This window comes from Microcoleus sp. Pol11C3, from assembly GCF_036701485.1.
GTDB lineage: Bacteria > Cyanobacteriota > Cyanobacteriia > Cyanobacteriales > Microcoleaceae > Microcoleus.
In genome coordinates this window covers 42,996-58,319 of record NZ_JAUBQW010000018.1, presented here as the reverse complement: position 1 = coordinate 58,319, position 15,324 = coordinate 42,996, and the positions used below count along the sequence as shown (strand labels likewise).

Genomic DNA, 15,324 nt, shown 5'->3' with positions numbered 1-15,324 from the left:
TTTACTCTCAAAGGTCACATCTACTCGGTAAATTCAGTTGCTGTGACTGCTGATAGCCAGCGGGCGATTTCTGGTTCGTGGGACAAGACCCTTAAAGTCTGGGATTTAATAACTGAAAAGGAAGAATTTACTCTCAAAGGTCACATCTACTCGGTAAATTCAGTTGCTGTGACTGCTGATAGCCAGCGGGCGATTTCTGGTTCATCGGACAAGACAATTAAAGTCTGGGATTTAACAACTGAAAAAGAACCGTTTACTCTCGAAGGTCACTGCAACTGGGTAAATGCAGTTGCCATCAGCAATGATGGCAAGCGGGCAATTTCTGGTTCAGATGACAACACCCTCAAAGTCTGGGATTTAACAACTCTAAAGGAAGAATTTACTTTCACTGGTCGCAGCGACTCGGTAAATGCAGTCGCCATCACTCCCGATGGGAAGTGGGCAATTTCTGGTTCAGATGACAACACCCTCAAAGTCTGGGATTTAACAACTCTAAAGGAAGAGTTTACTTTCACTGGTCACAGCGACTGGGTAAATGCAGTTGCCATCAGCAGTGATGGCAAGCGGGCAATTTCTGGTTCATATGACAACACCATTAAAGTCTGGGATTTAATAACTGGAAAGGAACTGTTTACTCTCAAGGATCATAGCAAATGGGTAAAAGCAGTTGCCATCACTGCTGATGGCAAGCGGGCGATTTCTAGTTCACATAACAACACCATTCAAGTCTGGGATTTAACCACTGGAAAGAAAGAGTTTACTCTCGAAGGTCACTGCAACTGGGTAAATGCAGTTGCCATCACTGCTGATGGCAAGCGGGCAATTTCTGGTTCAGATGACAACAGCCTCAAAGTCAGGGATTTAACCACTGGAAATATCATTGCTAGTTTCACGGGTGAAAGCCCGATCGCATCTTGCGCCATCGCCCCCGATGGAGTCACAATTGTCGCAGGCGACAAATCCGGCCGCGTATATTTCCTGCGGCTAGAAGGGATTACTGAGTATTTAGAAAAGGGGATGGCGTGAGATGGGAGAATTTGCTGACAAGTTAGCGGCCAAACCACTTTTCTATCAACGTGCTTATCTGGGCAGCTTACTGCCAAATCATGTCAAGTCAGGAAATTTAGAAAAGTATTATCAAAAACTGACTGATTTTAACTTTCTGATGGCAAAGATTCGGCATCCTGAATTTGGGGTGCAGGCACTGATTGATGATTTCGATTTGGTTGACGCTTCAGAAGCAGTAACTCATCCAGATTACAACCCAGAAACAGCGAAAGTCCTGAACTTGATTCAATCGGTACTATGGATGTCAGCCGATATTTTGGAGGGAGATAAGGCAAGACTGGCGGAGCAATTGTTAGGGCGCTTACTGTACTTTGACACCCCAGAGATTCAGGCAATGCTGGAGGTAGCAAAGCAGTGGAAAGAATCACCTTGGTTGCGTCCTTTGACACCCTATTTAACTCCGCCTCGCAGGGGATTGCTACGCACCCTAGAAGGTCACAGCAACCCAGTATATGCAGTCGCTGTCACTGCTGATGGCAAGCGGGCAATTTCTGGTTCTTTTGACAACACCCTCAAAGTCTGGGATTTAACCACTGGAAAGGAAGAATTTACTCTCACTGGTTACAGGAAAGGGGTATATGCAGTCGCTGTCACTGCTGATGGCAAGCGGGCAATTTCTGGTTGGTGGGCAAACACCCTCAAAGTCTGGGATTTAACCACTGGAAAGGAAGAGTTTACTCTCAAAGGTCACAGCAAATTGGTATATGCAGTAGCCACCACTGCTGATGGCAAGCGGGCAATTTCTGGTTCAGATGACAACACCCTCAAAGTCTGGGATTTAACAACTAGAAAGGAAGAATTTACTTTCAAAGGTCACAGCAAAGGGGTATATGCAGTAGCCATCACTGGTGATGGCAAACGGGCAATTTCTGGTTCAGATGACAACACCCTCAAAGTCTGGGATTTAAACACTGGAAAGGAAGAATTTACTCTCACTGGTCACAGCGCCTCAGTATGTGCAGTAGCCGTCACGGCTGATGGCAAGCTGGCAATTTCTGGTTCAGCAGACAACACCCTCAAAGTGTGGGATTTAACCACTGAAAAGCAACTGTTTACTCTCACTGGTCACACCGAATTGGTAAAATCAGTGGCCGTCACTGCTGAGGGCAAGCTGGCAATTTCTGGTTCGTGGGACAGCACCCTCAAAGTCTGGGATTTAACCACTGGAAAGGAACAGTTTACTCTTAAAGATCACGGCAACTCGGTACAAGCAGTATCCGTCACTGGTGATGGGAAACGGGCGATTTCTGCTTCATGGGACAACACCGTCAAAGTCTGGGATTTAAACACTGGAAAAGAACAGTTTACACTTGAAGGTCACAGCAATTGGGTAAAAGCAGTAGCCATCACTGCTGATGGGAAACGGGCGATTTCTGGTTCGTGGGACAAAACCCTCAAAGTCTGGGATTTAACAACTGGAAAGGAACAATTTACTCTCAGTGGTCACAGCAAATCCGTAAATGCATTCGCCGTCACTGCTGATGGGAAATGGGCGATTTCTGGTTCGTGGGACACCACCATAAAAGTCTGGGATTTAACCACTTTAGATGAACTGTTTACTCTCACTGGTCACAGCAAATCGGTAAATGCAGTCGCCGTCACTGCTGATGCCAAGCGGGCAATTTCAGGTTCATCGGACAACACCATCAAAGTCTGGGATTTAACAACTCGAAAGGAACTGTTTACTCTCACTGGTCACAGCAAATCGGTAAATGCAGTCGCCGTCACTGCTGATGCCAAGCGGGCAATTTCAGGTTCATCGGACAACACCATCAAAGTCTGGGATTTAACAACTCGAAAGGAACTGTTTACTCTCACTGGTCACAGCAAATCGGTAAATGCTGTCGTCGTCACTGCTGATGCCAAGCGGGCAATTTCTGGTTCATCGGACAACACCATCAAAGTCTGGGATTTAACAACTCGAAAGGAAGAGTTTACTCTCACTGGTCACAGCAAATCGGTAAAAGCAGTAGCCATCACCCCCGACGGCAAGCGGGCGATTTCTGGCTCCTTGGACAACTCCCTCAAAGTCTGGGATTTGTCGAGTGAAAATATCATTGCCAGTTTTACAGGTGAAAGTTCGCTCGCCTCTTGCGCTATTGCACCCGATGGAGTCACAATTGTCGCAGGCGCTCGCTCCGGGCGCGTATATTTCCTGCGGCTAGAAGGGGTGGAGGCACTAACATGAATTCCTCACCTCTCTCAACTCCCATCTATACCGCTGCTTACCCAAAAGAATTTCAGCAACTCCTGCGAGAAAAAACCGAGAATTTTGTCGGGCGCAAGTTTGTTTTTTCTGCGATATCCGACTTTCTGGACTCCCACAGCCGCGGTTATTTCACAATTGTCGGCACTCCCGGCTGTGGCAAAAGTTCCATCCTCGCCCAATATGTCACCGCCCATCCTCGCAGTATCTATTACAACGCTGGAGTTGAAGGCAAAAATCGAGCTGAAGATTTTCTCGCTTCTGTCTGCACTCAACTGATTGACAAATACCTTGCCGCCAATGGGGAAACATCGGAAATTGTCAAGCTAAAATCTCAACTTCAAAATCTCGAATCCGATGATGGGAGTTGGTTTCTGTCTTTGTTGCTTCAGCAAATTAGCGATAAATTAAACGATCGCCAAAAGTTGATAATAGTCATTGATTCTGTAGACGCGATCGCCCCCGCCAGTCAGCCTCCCAGTACCAATCTGTTTTATTTGCCGAGATATTTGGGCGATCGTACTTATTTTATCCTCGCCCGCCGCCCGTTTTTGAGAGAGAAATCCGGTTTGTTAATTGAAACCCCCTCTCAAACTCTCGATTTAAGAGATTATCCCGCCCAAAATCGCGAAGATGTCCTTAACTACATTCAGCAATACCTATCAACCGCACCGGATTTAACTCAACCCAAATTCTGCCAACAACTCGCCACTGTCAGCGAAAACAATTTCATGTATCTGAGTCAGATGTTACCTGCCATTAACGAGAATTCACACCCTGATGCTAATCTGGGAGAGTCCTCACTTGTCTGTGAACTTCCTCCCGGTTTAGCAGCGTATTATCAAAACCACTGGCTGCGGATGAGAGGTGATGGCTTATCGGAAGTTGACTTGTCTGTGCTGAATGTTTTGGTACAATCCACAACAGGTTTGTCTGTAAGTGCGATCGCCAATATAATTGATCAGGATGAATACGATGTTGAAAAAGCGTTAGACAATTGGATCGAGTTCTTAAATAAACAAGAAATTGGAGGAGAAATTTGCTATAGTTTGTATCATAATAGTTTCCGCGAATGGCTGGAAAAACAATCTCTTTTAGAATGACGAGTTTACCTAGATTTGCATTTCTTCTATTCAGTCCCCCTCTGCTGCGGGCTTGGTTTGTGTAGAAGCGATTTCAATCGCCGAGTTATATCAAATATAGTACAACAATGAAACGAGCAGTATTTCTTGACAGAGATGGCGTTCTCAATATCGAAGCGGGCTACATCCACAAAGTAGAAGATTTGCATTTAATCCCTGGAGTAGCCCAAGCTGTACGCCGTTTAAATGACAAAGAAATATTTTGCTGCTTGGTTTCCAATCAATCCGGCCCAGCGAGGGGTTATTATCCGGTTAGCCACGTGGAAGCTTTGCACAAACGCCTATGTCAGTTATTAGAAAATGAAGCTGGAGCAAAGTTAGATGCTCTTTATTACTGTCCTTATTTAAGCGCAGCCGAAGGCGGAACCAACCCAGAATTCACGCGATATACAACGTGGCGAAAACCAAATACAGGGATGTTGGTAGCGGCCGCTTGGGAACAGGACTTAGATTTGCGAAATAGTTTTATGGTCGGGGATAAAGCCACGGATGTAGACATGGCTCATAATGCCGGCTGTACTGGTATTTTGGTGCAGACTGGTTACGGAGAAAGTGTGTTGAGTGGGGAGTATCAGCACCATACTAAACCGGATTTTATAGCAGCAAATTTAGCCGCGGCGGTGGAGTGGATTTTGCAACACTTTGATTAGTGTTGGTAGTGGGATTTAAGTTGTTTCTCGTTGAGTCTTACAGGAAAGTGGTACGTAAGGAAGCGCGACTGTGAAGGTTGTACCTACGCCGATTTTGCTTTCGCAGGCGATCGCCCCTCCTTGCAATTCTACAGCTTTTTTAACAATTGTTAATCCCAAACCGTTACCTTTAATCTTCCCACTATTCTTGCAGCGGTAAAACATTTCAAATATTTTCCCTACTTCGGTTTCTGGGATGCCGATACCTTCGTCTCGGATACGCATAAGTAGTAAGGGATAGTTAATATTTGTAAATTGGGAATTGGGCAACAAACAGTGAGGAGACAAGCCGAAAATAGCTTCTTTGTCTCCTTCGCTTGCTGGACGGCATTCCAATTCCAAGGTGACTTGCCCGCCGTTTGGCGAATATTTGATGGCGTTGACGATTAAGTTAGAAATAATGCCGTGCAGCAATTGTTGATCTAACATGGCGCTGGTAACATCTGACGGGATTAATGTTAGTTTGTGCTTGGCTTCATTTCCTAACTGCAATTGAGCGAGCAAGTCTTGACAAAATTCGACTAAATTTATCGGTAATGGATTGCATTTGAGTTGGCCTGATTCTGCTCTGCCCATGAACAGCATATCGTCGATTAGCTGGTTCATCTTTTGGGTAGCTGAGTGCAGCAGCCGCAGGGTTCTAACTTGGGATTCGTCCCTGCTGCGAGTTTGATCGAGCTCTAGGAGTTCTGCAGAGATTAAAATCGCGTTGAGCGGGTTCCGCAATTCGTGAGCGGCCATTGAAATATACTGGTTTTGGCGGTGCGATTTTTCTTCCACCGACTCTCTGAGTGCTTCGGCAGCTTTGAGAGATTCTCGCATCTTGGTTTCGATTTCCTGTCTGTGCAGGGCAATCTCGATCGCCACCCGCAAATCATTTTGTTGAAATGGTTTGATAATATAACCGAATGGGTCTGTAAGTTTCGCTCTTTGCAGCGTTTGATCGTCGGCATAAGCTGTTAAAAATACGGTCGGCACATTTTTATTAGTTCTGATTTTATCGGCTGCTGTTACCCCATCCATGTCACCTTTAAGCACGATATCCATCAACACTAAGTCGGGCGGGTTTTCTATCGCTTTTTGAATTGCTTCTTCTCCTGAAGAAACTGTAGCTGTTACTGCATATCCCAGTTTTTTTAATCGACCTGCTATGTCTTGGGCTACAATAACTTCGTCTTCTACAACCAAAATTTTTAGGGGGTTCATTTGTCGTTAAAGGCGCTGCCGATAATTTAACTCTTTGAAAATCAAAGTGTAGCAGGTTCCACACAGACTGTCAATGGCAATACTCGCATCTAATTGGTAAGCCAACATTCTCACTAATCGCAATCCTAATGTTTCAGTATTTTCCACGTCAAAACCCGCCGGAAATCCGCGACCGTTATCTTGAATAGTTAAATGAAATTGGTGGCCATTTGTTTCATAAAAATCAATAGTTATTTCACCCTCTAAACTTGGAACAAAGGCATATTTTAAAGAATTAGAAACGAGTTCGTTAATAATTAAACCGCACGGAATTGCAGTTTCTATGTTTAAATAAATGGGTTCAACTTTGAGATTAAATTGGATGGAAGTATTGCCACAACCAAAAGATTGATACAAATTAGCAACCAAGTTTTCGACGTAGGAAGAGAGGTCGATCTGATCGAGATTTTCGGATTGATAAAGTTGTTCGTGAATCAGAGCCATTGAATGGATGCGGGTTTGACTTTCCTCAAATAAAACTAGCGTCGGTTCGTCTTCAATGTATTGAGCTTGAAGTTGCAGCAGGCTGGAAATTATCTGCATATTATTTTTGACTCGGTGGTGAATTTCTTTGATCAATACTTCTTTTTCGCGGAGTGCTGCTTGGATGCGGGCATCGGTAAATTTGCGCTCGCTGATATCTTCGGCAATACCCGCGATGCGGTAAATTTTGCCCGATTCGCCGTAAATGGGAAAAGCTCGATCGCACACCCAGCGAATTGTGCCGTCTGGCCAAAAAATCCGATATTCGGTACTGGTGGACTCGCCCTGCAACACTCGCCCCATTGCCTCTTCCAACAGGAGTTTATCTTCCGGATGCACCCACTCCATCATTTTTAAAGGCTCAGCATACAATTCTTCGCGACTGCGCCCCCAGATTTGTTCGTAAGCTGGACTCAGATACAATAAATCGGTGAATTCCACAGACATTAGCCAGACGGAATATTGGATATTTTCTGCTAACTGGCGGAAGCGTTCTTCACTTTCGCGGATGGTTTTTTCTGCGTGTTTGCGTGCGGTAATATCTACTGCAATGCCCACGATGCGGTAAACTTTACCAGATTGATTTCTAATGGGAAAAGCCCGATCGCGAATCCAGCGGGTTTTTCCGTCCGGTCTGACAATTCGATATTCTATCTCGTCTTCAGACTCAATTTTTCTAGTTAAATTAGCAATAACCCGCTCGCGATCTTCTGGATGCAGGGAATCTGCACAAAAGCGCCCGTAAGCATACAAATCAGCGCAGCTTCTGCCCCAAATCTTTTCGTAAGCCGGACTGATATAAATAATTTCCTGGGGCTGAACGTTTACCATCCAAAACACGCTTTCAATGTTTTCTGCTAGCTGTCGGAACCTTTCTTCGCTTTCTTTCAGCGCTGCTTCGGTTTCTTTGCGATCGTTAATATCTTCTGTCACTACTACATTGTAAATTGCCCCGCTCAGCGGTTCATTGATTAGCGATACTGTAATATTTACCCAAACTACACTGCCGTCTTTGTGCAGCAAGCGTTTTTCCATTTTAAAACTGTCAATTTCCCCGGCAAATAATTTATTATTTTGTTTTAAATCTGCATCTATATCTTCTGGGTAAGTAACGTCCATCCAAGTTCGCGACAGCAGTTCGCTCGCACTATATCCCACTATTTCGCAGAATTTTTGATTGACTCGCAAATAGTGGCCTGTTTGGTCAGGGTGGGTAATGCCGACTGCCGCTTGTTCGACGGTTGCCCGAAAGCGTTCTTCGCTATCTCTGAGGGTTGCTTCTGCTTTTTTGCGATCGCTAATATCGCGCTGCACGCCAAAATACCCGACGATTCTGCCGTGGGAATCGTAAATGCAAATATAGTCGCCTTCTACCCAAAATGGAACCCCGTCAAACTTGCGATTCTCATTTTCGATGTGAATTCTTCCAGCATCAAAAAATTGTCTTATTATCTCTCTGCCGCCAGTCAAGTTGTGCGATAAGAAAGAGTAAAGCGTCCGACCAATAAACTCTTCCCTAGTACCTCCGTATTGAGCTATCAAAGCATCATTTGCCTTCGTTACCCGCCCATTAGCAAATATGTAATCCAAGACTTTTTCTTTGTCAACTGTATCGTCCCAGTGCACTGGTTCGTCCAGCATCATAAAGCAAAAGCCATCTAAAGATTGAGAGAAAAACAATTCTAGCTGTTCCTGGCTTTCCCGCAGAGCTTCTTCGGCGCGCCAGCGAGAGAGAATTTCTTCCTGCAATTGCTCGTTAGCTGTTTTCAAGTCTTCAGTGCGCTTTTGATATTTAATTTCTAGGTGATTTTTGATTTCTTTTAGCGCTATTTCTGCCTGTTTTTTTTCGGTAATATCTTGAGTAACGAGCATTCCGGCAAAAATTTCTTCCCGGTCATTTTTGACGGGAGCAACTGTTATTGAATAAACGCGATTGCTGTATTTATATTCAAAAGTATTCTCTTTTCCCGCCAAAGCCGCGCGATATTTAGTCTCAAAAAGTTGCCAATCTTCAGGTGGGCATACTTCCCACAAGGTTTTGCCTTCCAACAGTTCTTTAGACAAACCAACTGCTGCCAAACCTTGACCGTCAACCAGAGTATAGCGCAAATCGCGATCGAACAACAACACCAAGCCATTGGGATAATGTTTGATGAGAATTCGGTACATTTCCTGGCTTTTTTTCCGAGATGCGATTAACCCAATGCGATCGTCATCGGTGATATCAATTTCTGTTGCCGAACCCGAAAAGCCAGCATTCTCGACTGCTTTGAGTTGTGCTTCTAATTTCTGGCACAATTCTCTCTGCTGCAGCAAATCCTCTTCAAGTTGCCAAATTTTTGCTTTTTGCTCTGCTACTAATGCTTCGCAGGTTTCGAGAGGTCGATCGATCTTGGTAGGATCAATACACATAATGGCTCTTGGTTTGGCGGTTGCGGACTTGAGCTTTTTCAAGTTAATACTAACAAAGCTCAAGCCTACACTGCCAAATTAATTAATCAATCTTTCTAGACTTGGCCCCAAAGCCTTCTACCTTTATTTAGGAACTCCCGCCGTCAAGACTTCATGACTTTCAACTGTCACCAAAACATCATCTTCAATTCTCACGCCAATACCGCGCCATTTTTCAGGAACCTCCGGCTGTCCTTCAACGGGTTTAATATAAGGAGAAATATAAATCCCCGGTTCTACAGTCAGCACTTGTCCTGGCTGCAAAAGTTGCGGATTTTCGCCGTACTGATAAACACCGACATCGTGCACATCCAGTCCCAGCCAATGACCAGTGCGGTGCATATAAAATGGCTTGTATTTCTCTTCTTTAATTATCTCTTCAATGTCCCCCACCAAAAGTTTTAAATCCATTAAACCTTCCACCAAAACGCGCACTGCTGTTTCGTGAATTTTGCTGTAAGGATTTCCGGGAAATACTTGACTAATTGCCTGCAATTGTGCTTGCAAAACTAAGTCATAAATTATCTGTTGTTCGGCTGTAAATTTGCCACTAACAGGAAAGGTGCGAGTAATATCAGCGTTGTAGTAGTCGCAAGCACAACCTGCATCTATTAGCAACAAATCGTTTTCCTGCATTTGCCGATTGTTTTCGATGTAGTGGAGGACGCAGGAATTGTAACCAGATGCAACAATTGAAGGGTAAGCGGGAGTGCAGCCATTTAAGCCAAAAGTATGTTCTATTTCAGCTTGAATTTCATATTCGTACCTACCCGGTTTGGCGAATTCTTGGGCGCGGTTGTGCGCTGCAACTGAGATATTAGCGGCTTTTCGCATTAATGCTAATTCAGTTTCGCTTTTCACCAGCCGCATCGGGTGTAAAATGATGTTGGAATCTTCTATTGCTGTCGGGCCGGTGCCGCGTTTCGGGTAGGTTGCCATCAAGCGCTGCCAGTGATTGAGGACTGTTTGGTTGAAAGTACGATCGCGCCCGAAGTGATAGTATATGCGATCGGCTTTTTCTAAATATTTCGGCAATTTTTCGGCAAGTTCGGCGATGGGGAAAGCTTCATCCGCGCCGTACAATTCCTTAGCACCTTCTACTCCGGCGCGATAACCGTGCCAAGTTTCTTTTTCCAAGTCTTTTGGCTGTACAAACAAGACAAATTTGTGTTCTTCGTGGTGCGGCGCGAGCACTGCTACCGCCGCAGCTTCGTTGAAACCGGTTAAGTAGAAAAAATCGCTATCTTGTCGGTAGGCATATTCTACATCATTGTGCATGACGGCAGCGGGCGCGCTGCGAAATATCGCCGTCCCGCTGCCAATTTTTGCCATTAACTGTTCGCGTCTTTGCCGGTATTCGGTGGGGTTTGTCATCCGATTTTAGATTTTAGATTTTAGATTGAATTTAATATTAACATTAGGCGGTTTCAAGCGCTGCTTGTCAGACTTGCACCCGCAAGCCCAGGGTTGAAGATATAGGTGATCTGTTTTTTTTCTTAGTCTACTTATTTATTCTCTTGTTCTGCGAGCGCCAATTTACAAGTATAGTCAACCACCCGATACAAAGAAGAGTTGCGATCGACTAAAGTCCATCTCGGATCGAAATTCGACCAATTTTCGCCATCTTGGCTAACTCTGACAGTTCTAAACTGTCCTTGTTTGCAGTCAACTTCCATTTGCGCCAACAATTTCTCGTTACTAAACAGTTGAGTTCCTAAAATAGTTCTGACTGGATAAGATGGAGCACCGGGGATATCGGATTTGCTTAATTCAACGCTGCTGGAGTCAATGCAAATATCTACAAAACATCTTAATTTTTCGGCGCGGGCGCTCAAAGTATTGACGGAAATAAAAATCAAAGCTGCCATGAAAAATCTTGACAAATTCTTTGTTGTATGTATCGCAAATCTTGTTTTCATCTGCGTTAATTTGCGTTCATCTGCTGTTGCTCTTGCAAAAATTAACTCGGCGGTTGAAACCGCTGCTACACAGACAAAACCCGCCTGCGCGGGTTGAATTTCTTCAGTCCGCGCAGGCGGACTTTGTTTGTGTAGAAGCGAATTTTATTCGCCCTGACTTTTTAAAGCTGAGGAACGTATTGTTCTTTTTCCGGAACAAAAGTGTATTCGGCGACAATTTGCCGGAATTCTTCGCCGTCGATGGTTTCTTTTTCGATCAACAAATCGACTAAGCGATCGATCACGGTGCGATTTTCGCGAATAATTCGGCGGGCGTCGTCGTAGCAGTGATCGACAATCGATCGAACTTGTCCGTCAATCCGAGAGGCTATTTCTTCGGAATATTCCGATCGCGCTGTGTAGTCGCGGCCGAGGAAAATTTCGCTTTGCTGAGCTTCCAGGGCGATCGGGCCCAAGGTAGACATCCCATAGCGAGTCACCATTTGGCGCGCCATACCGCTTACTTGCTGCAAGTCGTTGCCGGCACCGGTGGTAACTTCGGCATCGCCGAAAACTACTTCTTCGGCTGCGCGGCCACCCAAAGCACCGCTAATCCGCGCTAAAATTTGCGATCGAGAAATCAAACCTTGGTCTTCGCTGGGCATGAACCAAGTCAAGCCGCGGGCCTGTCCGCGAGGAACTAAGGTAACTTTTTGAACTGGATCGTGGGCTTGAATGATTGTACCGACGATCGCGTGGCCGATTTCGTGGTAAGCAATCAAACGCTTGCTCTTGCTGTCCACCAAGGGAGTGCCTTCCATACCTGCTACCACGCGATCAACTGCATCGTCAATTTCCAGCATCGTAATCGCTTCTTTGCGGCGTCTCGCTGTTAAAATAGCAGCTTCGTTGAGCAAGTTAGCCAAATCAGCGCCCGTAAAACCCGGAGTGCGGCGGGCGATGGCGTCCAAAGAAATCTCCGCAGACAGCTTTTTGTTGCGCGCGTGAACTTCCAAAATTTCCAAGCGGCCTTTAATATCCGGCGTATCTACGCTAACTTGGCGGTCAAAACGTCCCGGACGCAGCAACGCTGAGTCAAGCACATCGGGGCGGTTCGTGGCAGCAATGATGATAATGCCAGTATTGCCCTCAAAACCGTCCATTTCGGTCAGCAACTGGTTCAGGGTTTGTTCCCGTTCGTCGTTACCGCCGCCGATACCGGCGCCGCGTTGGCGACCGACTGCATCGATTTCATCGATGAAGATGATGCAAGGAGCATTTTCTTTAGCTTTCTTGAACAAGTCGCGGACGCGGGAAGCGCCGACACCGACGAACATTTCGACAAATTCCGAACCAGAGATGCTGAAGAAAGGCACGCCGGCTTCGCCTGCGATCGCTTTTGCCAACATGGTTTTACCGGTTCCGGGAGGGCCCACTAGCAGTACGCCTTTGGGAATCTTTGCCCCGACTGCGGTAAAGCGTTCGGGTTTTTTGAGGAATGTCACCACTTCTTGAAGTTCTTCTTTGGCTTCCTCAACGCCTGCTACGTCGTCGAACAGTACGCCTGTTTTAGCTTCCATTTGAAAGCGAGCTTTGGATTTGCCAAAATTCATCGCTTGGCCCGGGCCGCCGGGAACGTTGCCACCGCGGCGGAAGAGGAAAAACAGCCCTCCTACTAACAACAGGGGAAATACTAGATTGCCTAAAAGTCCCCAGACAGCACCGTCGTTGCGTAGTGGGTGAGTGTCGAAGCTGATTTTGGAGTCTCTCAACCTAGAAACCAGTTCCGGGGCATTTGAGGGCAAGTCCACCCGCCACCGCTGCTCGTGATTGTCCAGTTCGGGATCGACTGCTAGGACAATAGCCGTCCGACCTCCGTCGTAAAGGTCAACGCTGGTCACTCGACCGGCGTTTAAGTAATCTAAGAATCGACCGTAGCTCAGGCGGGTGCTGGCGGTGTTCTTGCTCATTTCAGCGGGGGATGGGGCAAAGGCCCCCTGCCACAAGAAAAAGCCGATGACTAAGGCGGGTAAAGTCCAAAGTAGTATAGTTCGCCAAGAAATTTTCATAAATGCGGATGCCTTGAATTGGGGACAGATCGGGTAAGATCGCGGTGTCGGAGAAGTGCGACAAAAGTTTACACTCAGAATCTTAACTAAATTTAACTTAACAATGCACTCTCAGGCAACAGAGCTTTGAGGGCGATGGCTCCAGAAAAAGTTAGGTTAGTTACTGTAAGGGCGATCGTCCCGAATATAATGTTTGGTGCTGATTTCGATACCGATCTAGGTAGAGTTAGAAGAATCGCCACTTTCACCCACTGTCTTTAAGCGTGGCAGTGTCAAGGGATAAGGCATGATAATGGTGAGGCTCAGTGAGGTAACACATTTCAATGACAACTAGACAGCTTGTTCCTAATTCGGCTATGCTGACCCAGCAGACTAAAGTCGCTTCTAACAAATCGATTATTAGTGCAGATTTGGGTCGGACGGCAACTAAAGCTTGCGTGAGTCGCAACCCGAGTAGCGTTGTTTTCATCCCTGCCAACGTGGCTACTATGCCCGTGGAAAAGGTTCGGGGTGGCAGCTTTGAGTCGAAAGCAACAGACCCTCTGTTGGATATGTGGCTGGAGTACCAGGGCAAGGGGTACGCGATCGGGCAATTGGCTGCAGATTTTGGCGCTAATCTCGGTGGCGCTGACCAGTCGAAAGTAGTAGATGCTTTGGTTAAGGTCTTTTCCTGTGCTGGATATTTCCAGATGAAGGGCGACGTAGCAGTTGTGCTGGGTTTGCCGTTTTATTCGCAGGATCAGTTTGAGAAGGAAAAGGAAGAGATTATCAGCCAACTTCGCTCTCCCCACGTTGTGGTGTACCGGGGCGAGCGTGTGGATATTAATATCAGTCACGTTTGGGTGATGCCCGAAGGGTTCGGCAGCCTGATTTGGTGCGAGGCTCAAGATAACAAGGAGTTTACGCCGGAGTTGCCTGAACTGTCGGTGGCTGTTGTGGATATCGGACACCAAACTACCGATTTGTTAATGGTCGATCGTTTCCGGTTCGCCCGGGCGGCTTCTAAGAGCGATTCCTTCGCAATGAACAAGTTCTACGAACAAGTGGCCTCAAAGATTCCGGGAGCAGACCCTCAATCTCTGTCTTTACTGGAAGCGGTGAATAAACCCGAGGGCCAGCGTTTTTACCGTCCCAGAGGAGCGACTAAGCCGACTAATTTAGATCCGATTATTAAGGATTTGCGAGAGGCTTTCGCTAACGAACTGTCCGAACGTTTGGTGCAGTGGCTGCCGGAACGTGTGACGGATGTGGTTCTGACTGGCGGGGGCGGCGAGTTTTTCTGGGAGGTGTTGCAACCTTTGCTTAAAGACGCCAATCTTAAGGCTCACTTGGCTCAGCCTTCCCGGAAAGCTAATGCTTTGGGACAGTTTATTTATGCTGAGGCTCAGCTAGCCACGATTAAGTAACGCATTAAGGCTTGAACCCTATGGCACTGTGGGCAAAAAATAAGGCGAATTTCTCGGTGGCGTTTACGGAAGATGCTGCGGATCAAACTTTGCTGGCCGCTATTGAAAAAGAGTTGGCTTTCACCAAGTATCAGACTTTCAGCAATCTCTGCAAGCAAGCTTTGTGGCAGTTTTTGTCTGTATCTGAGTCTGCTAGCTCTACACAGAGCTTTCAGCGGTTGGAACAGCGTATTGCTGAACTTGTGGTCAAATTTGCTGAGTTTGAGCACAATGTTTCGGCAGAGGAATTAAGCCGTTTGGAGGGACTGGAACATCACCTGAGTCAACTCAGCGCGCAGTTGGATCAATTGCAGGGGAGTGTTAACAGTAAGTTTGCTCAAGTTTCTTTTGCCCAAGTTTCAAAAGTAGTAGAGCCAGGCCCCATTGAGTCTGAGTCTGTGGCGGATGATAATTTAGTGTCAGATGCTGAGGTTGCTCCTCCTCGGAATTCCGATCCTTTGTTGGAGCGTTTAAGTTCTTTGTTACCCCAAGATTTCTAAAATGAGGTAGACCCAGGCTAAAAAGCCTTGAGATGTAATGTTAGTGGCCCGCTGTTGGCAGCCGGTACTGAATACAGAAACAAAGCGATCGCTCTTTTGAAAAAAAAGGGCGATCGCTTTGTTATATC

General features: G+C 46.1%; 10 protein-coding genes and 1 pseudogene. 6 read left to right on the top strand and 5 right to left on the bottom strand.

Going from position 1 to position 15,324, the window contains the following annotated elements; all coding sequences use genetic code 11:
• From QUA40_RS07135 to QUA40_RS07120, 4 genes and pseudogenes are all read left to right on the top strand, one after another.
• Window positions 1–1,026: pseudogene (locus QUA40_RS07135) on the top strand (WD40 repeat domain-containing protein); the annotation flags it as partial.
• A gap of 1 nt (window position 1,027) precedes the next feature.
• Window positions 1,028–3,256: a WD40 repeat domain-containing protein gene (locus tag QUA40_RS07130; RefSeq protein WP_333123298.1), complete on the top strand. Its 2,229-nt coding sequence runs from the start codon at window positions 1,028–1,030 to the stop codon at window positions 3,254–3,256.
• Window positions 3,253–4,377 carry an AAA family ATPase gene (locus QUA40_RS07125; protein WP_333123295.1) on the top strand — a complete coding sequence of 375 codons (1,125 nt, stop codon included), beginning with the start codon at window positions 3,253–3,255 and terminating at the stop codon, window positions 4,375–4,377. The genes QUA40_RS07130 and QUA40_RS07125 overlap by 4 nt, the downstream gene beginning before the upstream one ends.
• Window positions 4,378–4,484: 107 nt before the next feature.
• On the top strand, window positions 4,485–5,066 hold the full coding sequence (locus QUA40_RS07120; RefSeq protein ID WP_333123292.1) for an HAD family hydrolase: 582 nt from the start codon (window positions 4,485–4,487) through the stop codon (window positions 5,064–5,066).
• A 15-nt stretch (window positions 5,067–5,081) separates the two neighbouring features.
• On the opposite strand, the gene QUA40_RS07115 is transcribed toward QUA40_RS07120, so the two are convergent.
• The 5 genes from QUA40_RS07115 to ftsH2 all read right to left on the bottom strand — a co-directional run bounded on the left by QUA40_RS07115 (window position 5,082) and on the right by ftsH2 (window position 13,251).
• Window positions 5,082–6,311: an ATP-binding protein gene (locus QUA40_RS07115; protein WP_333123289.1), complete on the bottom strand. Its 1,230-nt coding sequence runs from the start codon at window positions 6,309–6,311 to the stop codon at window positions 5,082–5,084.
• A 6-nt stretch (window positions 6,312–6,317) separates the two neighbouring features.
• Window positions 6,318–9,245, bottom strand: coding sequence for a PAS domain S-box protein (locus QUA40_RS07110; RefSeq protein ID WP_333123288.1), 2,928 nt, complete (start codon window positions 9,243–9,245; stop codon window positions 6,318–6,320).
• 123 nt (window positions 9,246–9,368) lie between these two features.
• Window positions 9,369–10,658 (bottom strand): aminopeptidase P N-terminal domain-containing protein, encoded by a 1,290-nt coding sequence (locus QUA40_RS07105; RefSeq protein WP_333123286.1) that lies wholly within the window; start codon window positions 10,656–10,658, stop codon window positions 9,369–9,371.
• Between the two features lie 131 nt (window positions 10,659–10,789).
• Window positions 10,790–11,152 (bottom strand): hypothetical protein, encoded by a 363-nt coding sequence (locus QUA40_RS07100; RefSeq protein WP_333123284.1) that lies wholly within the window; start codon window positions 11,150–11,152, stop codon window positions 10,790–10,792.
• A gap of 212 nt (window positions 11,153–11,364) precedes the next feature.
• Window positions 11,365–13,251 (bottom strand): ATP-dependent zinc metalloprotease FtsH2, encoded by a 1,887-nt coding sequence (ftsH2, locus tag QUA40_RS07095; protein WP_333123282.1) that lies wholly within the window; start codon window positions 13,249–13,251, stop codon window positions 11,365–11,367.
• A 323-nt stretch (window positions 13,252–13,574) separates the two neighbouring features.
• Between ftsH2 and QUA40_RS07090 the strand changes: the two genes are divergently transcribed.
• A complete protein-coding gene (locus tag QUA40_RS07090) occupies window positions 13,575–14,657 on the top strand; it encodes a ParM/StbA family protein (protein WP_333123279.1) in 1,083 nt (360 codons plus the stop codon).
• 20 nt (window positions 14,658–14,677) lie between these two features.
• A complete protein-coding gene (locus QUA40_RS07085; protein ID WP_333123277.1) occupies window positions 14,678–15,196 on the top strand; it encodes a hypothetical protein in 519 nt (172 codons plus the stop codon).
• Window positions 15,197–15,324: the final 128 nt, after the last annotated feature.

Bases quoted from the DNA above. Each gene is read 5' to 3' on its own strand.
- QUA40_RS07090 (WP_333123279.1), top strand. From the start codon at position 13,575: ATGACAACTAGACAGCTTGTTCCTAATTCGGCTATGCTGACCCAGCAG.
- QUA40_RS07115 (WP_333123289.1), bottom strand. From the start codon at position 6,311: ATGAACCCCCTAAAAATTTTGGTTGTAGAAGACGAAGTTATTGTAGCC.
- QUA40_RS07120 (WP_333123292.1), top strand. From the start codon at position 4,485: ATGAAACGAGCAGTATTTCTTGACAGAGATGGCGTTCTCAATATCGAA.
- QUA40_RS07125 (WP_333123295.1), top strand. From the start codon at position 3,253: ATGAATTCCTCACCTCTCTCAACTCCCATCTATACCGCTGCTTACCCA.
- ftsH2 (WP_333123282.1), bottom strand. From the start codon at position 13,251: ATGAAAATTTCTTGGCGAACTATACTACTTTGGACTTTACCCGCCTTA.
- QUA40_RS07110 (WP_333123288.1), bottom strand. From the start codon at position 9,245: ATGTGTATTGATCCTACCAAGATCGATCGACCTCTCGAAACCTGCGAA.
- QUA40_RS07100 (WP_333123284.1), bottom strand. From the start codon at position 11,152: ATGGCAGCTTTGATTTTTATTTCCGTCAATACTTTGAGCGCCCGCGCC.
- QUA40_RS07105 (WP_333123286.1), bottom strand. From the start codon at position 10,658: ATGACAAACCCCACCGAATACCGGCAAAGACGCGAACAGTTAATGGCA.
- QUA40_RS07085 (WP_333123277.1), top strand. From the start codon at position 14,678: ATGGCACTGTGGGCAAAAAATAAGGCGAATTTCTCGGTGGCGTTTACG.
- QUA40_RS07130 (WP_333123298.1), top strand. From the start codon at position 1,028: ATGGGAGAATTTGCTGACAAGTTAGCGGCCAAACCACTTTTCTATCAA.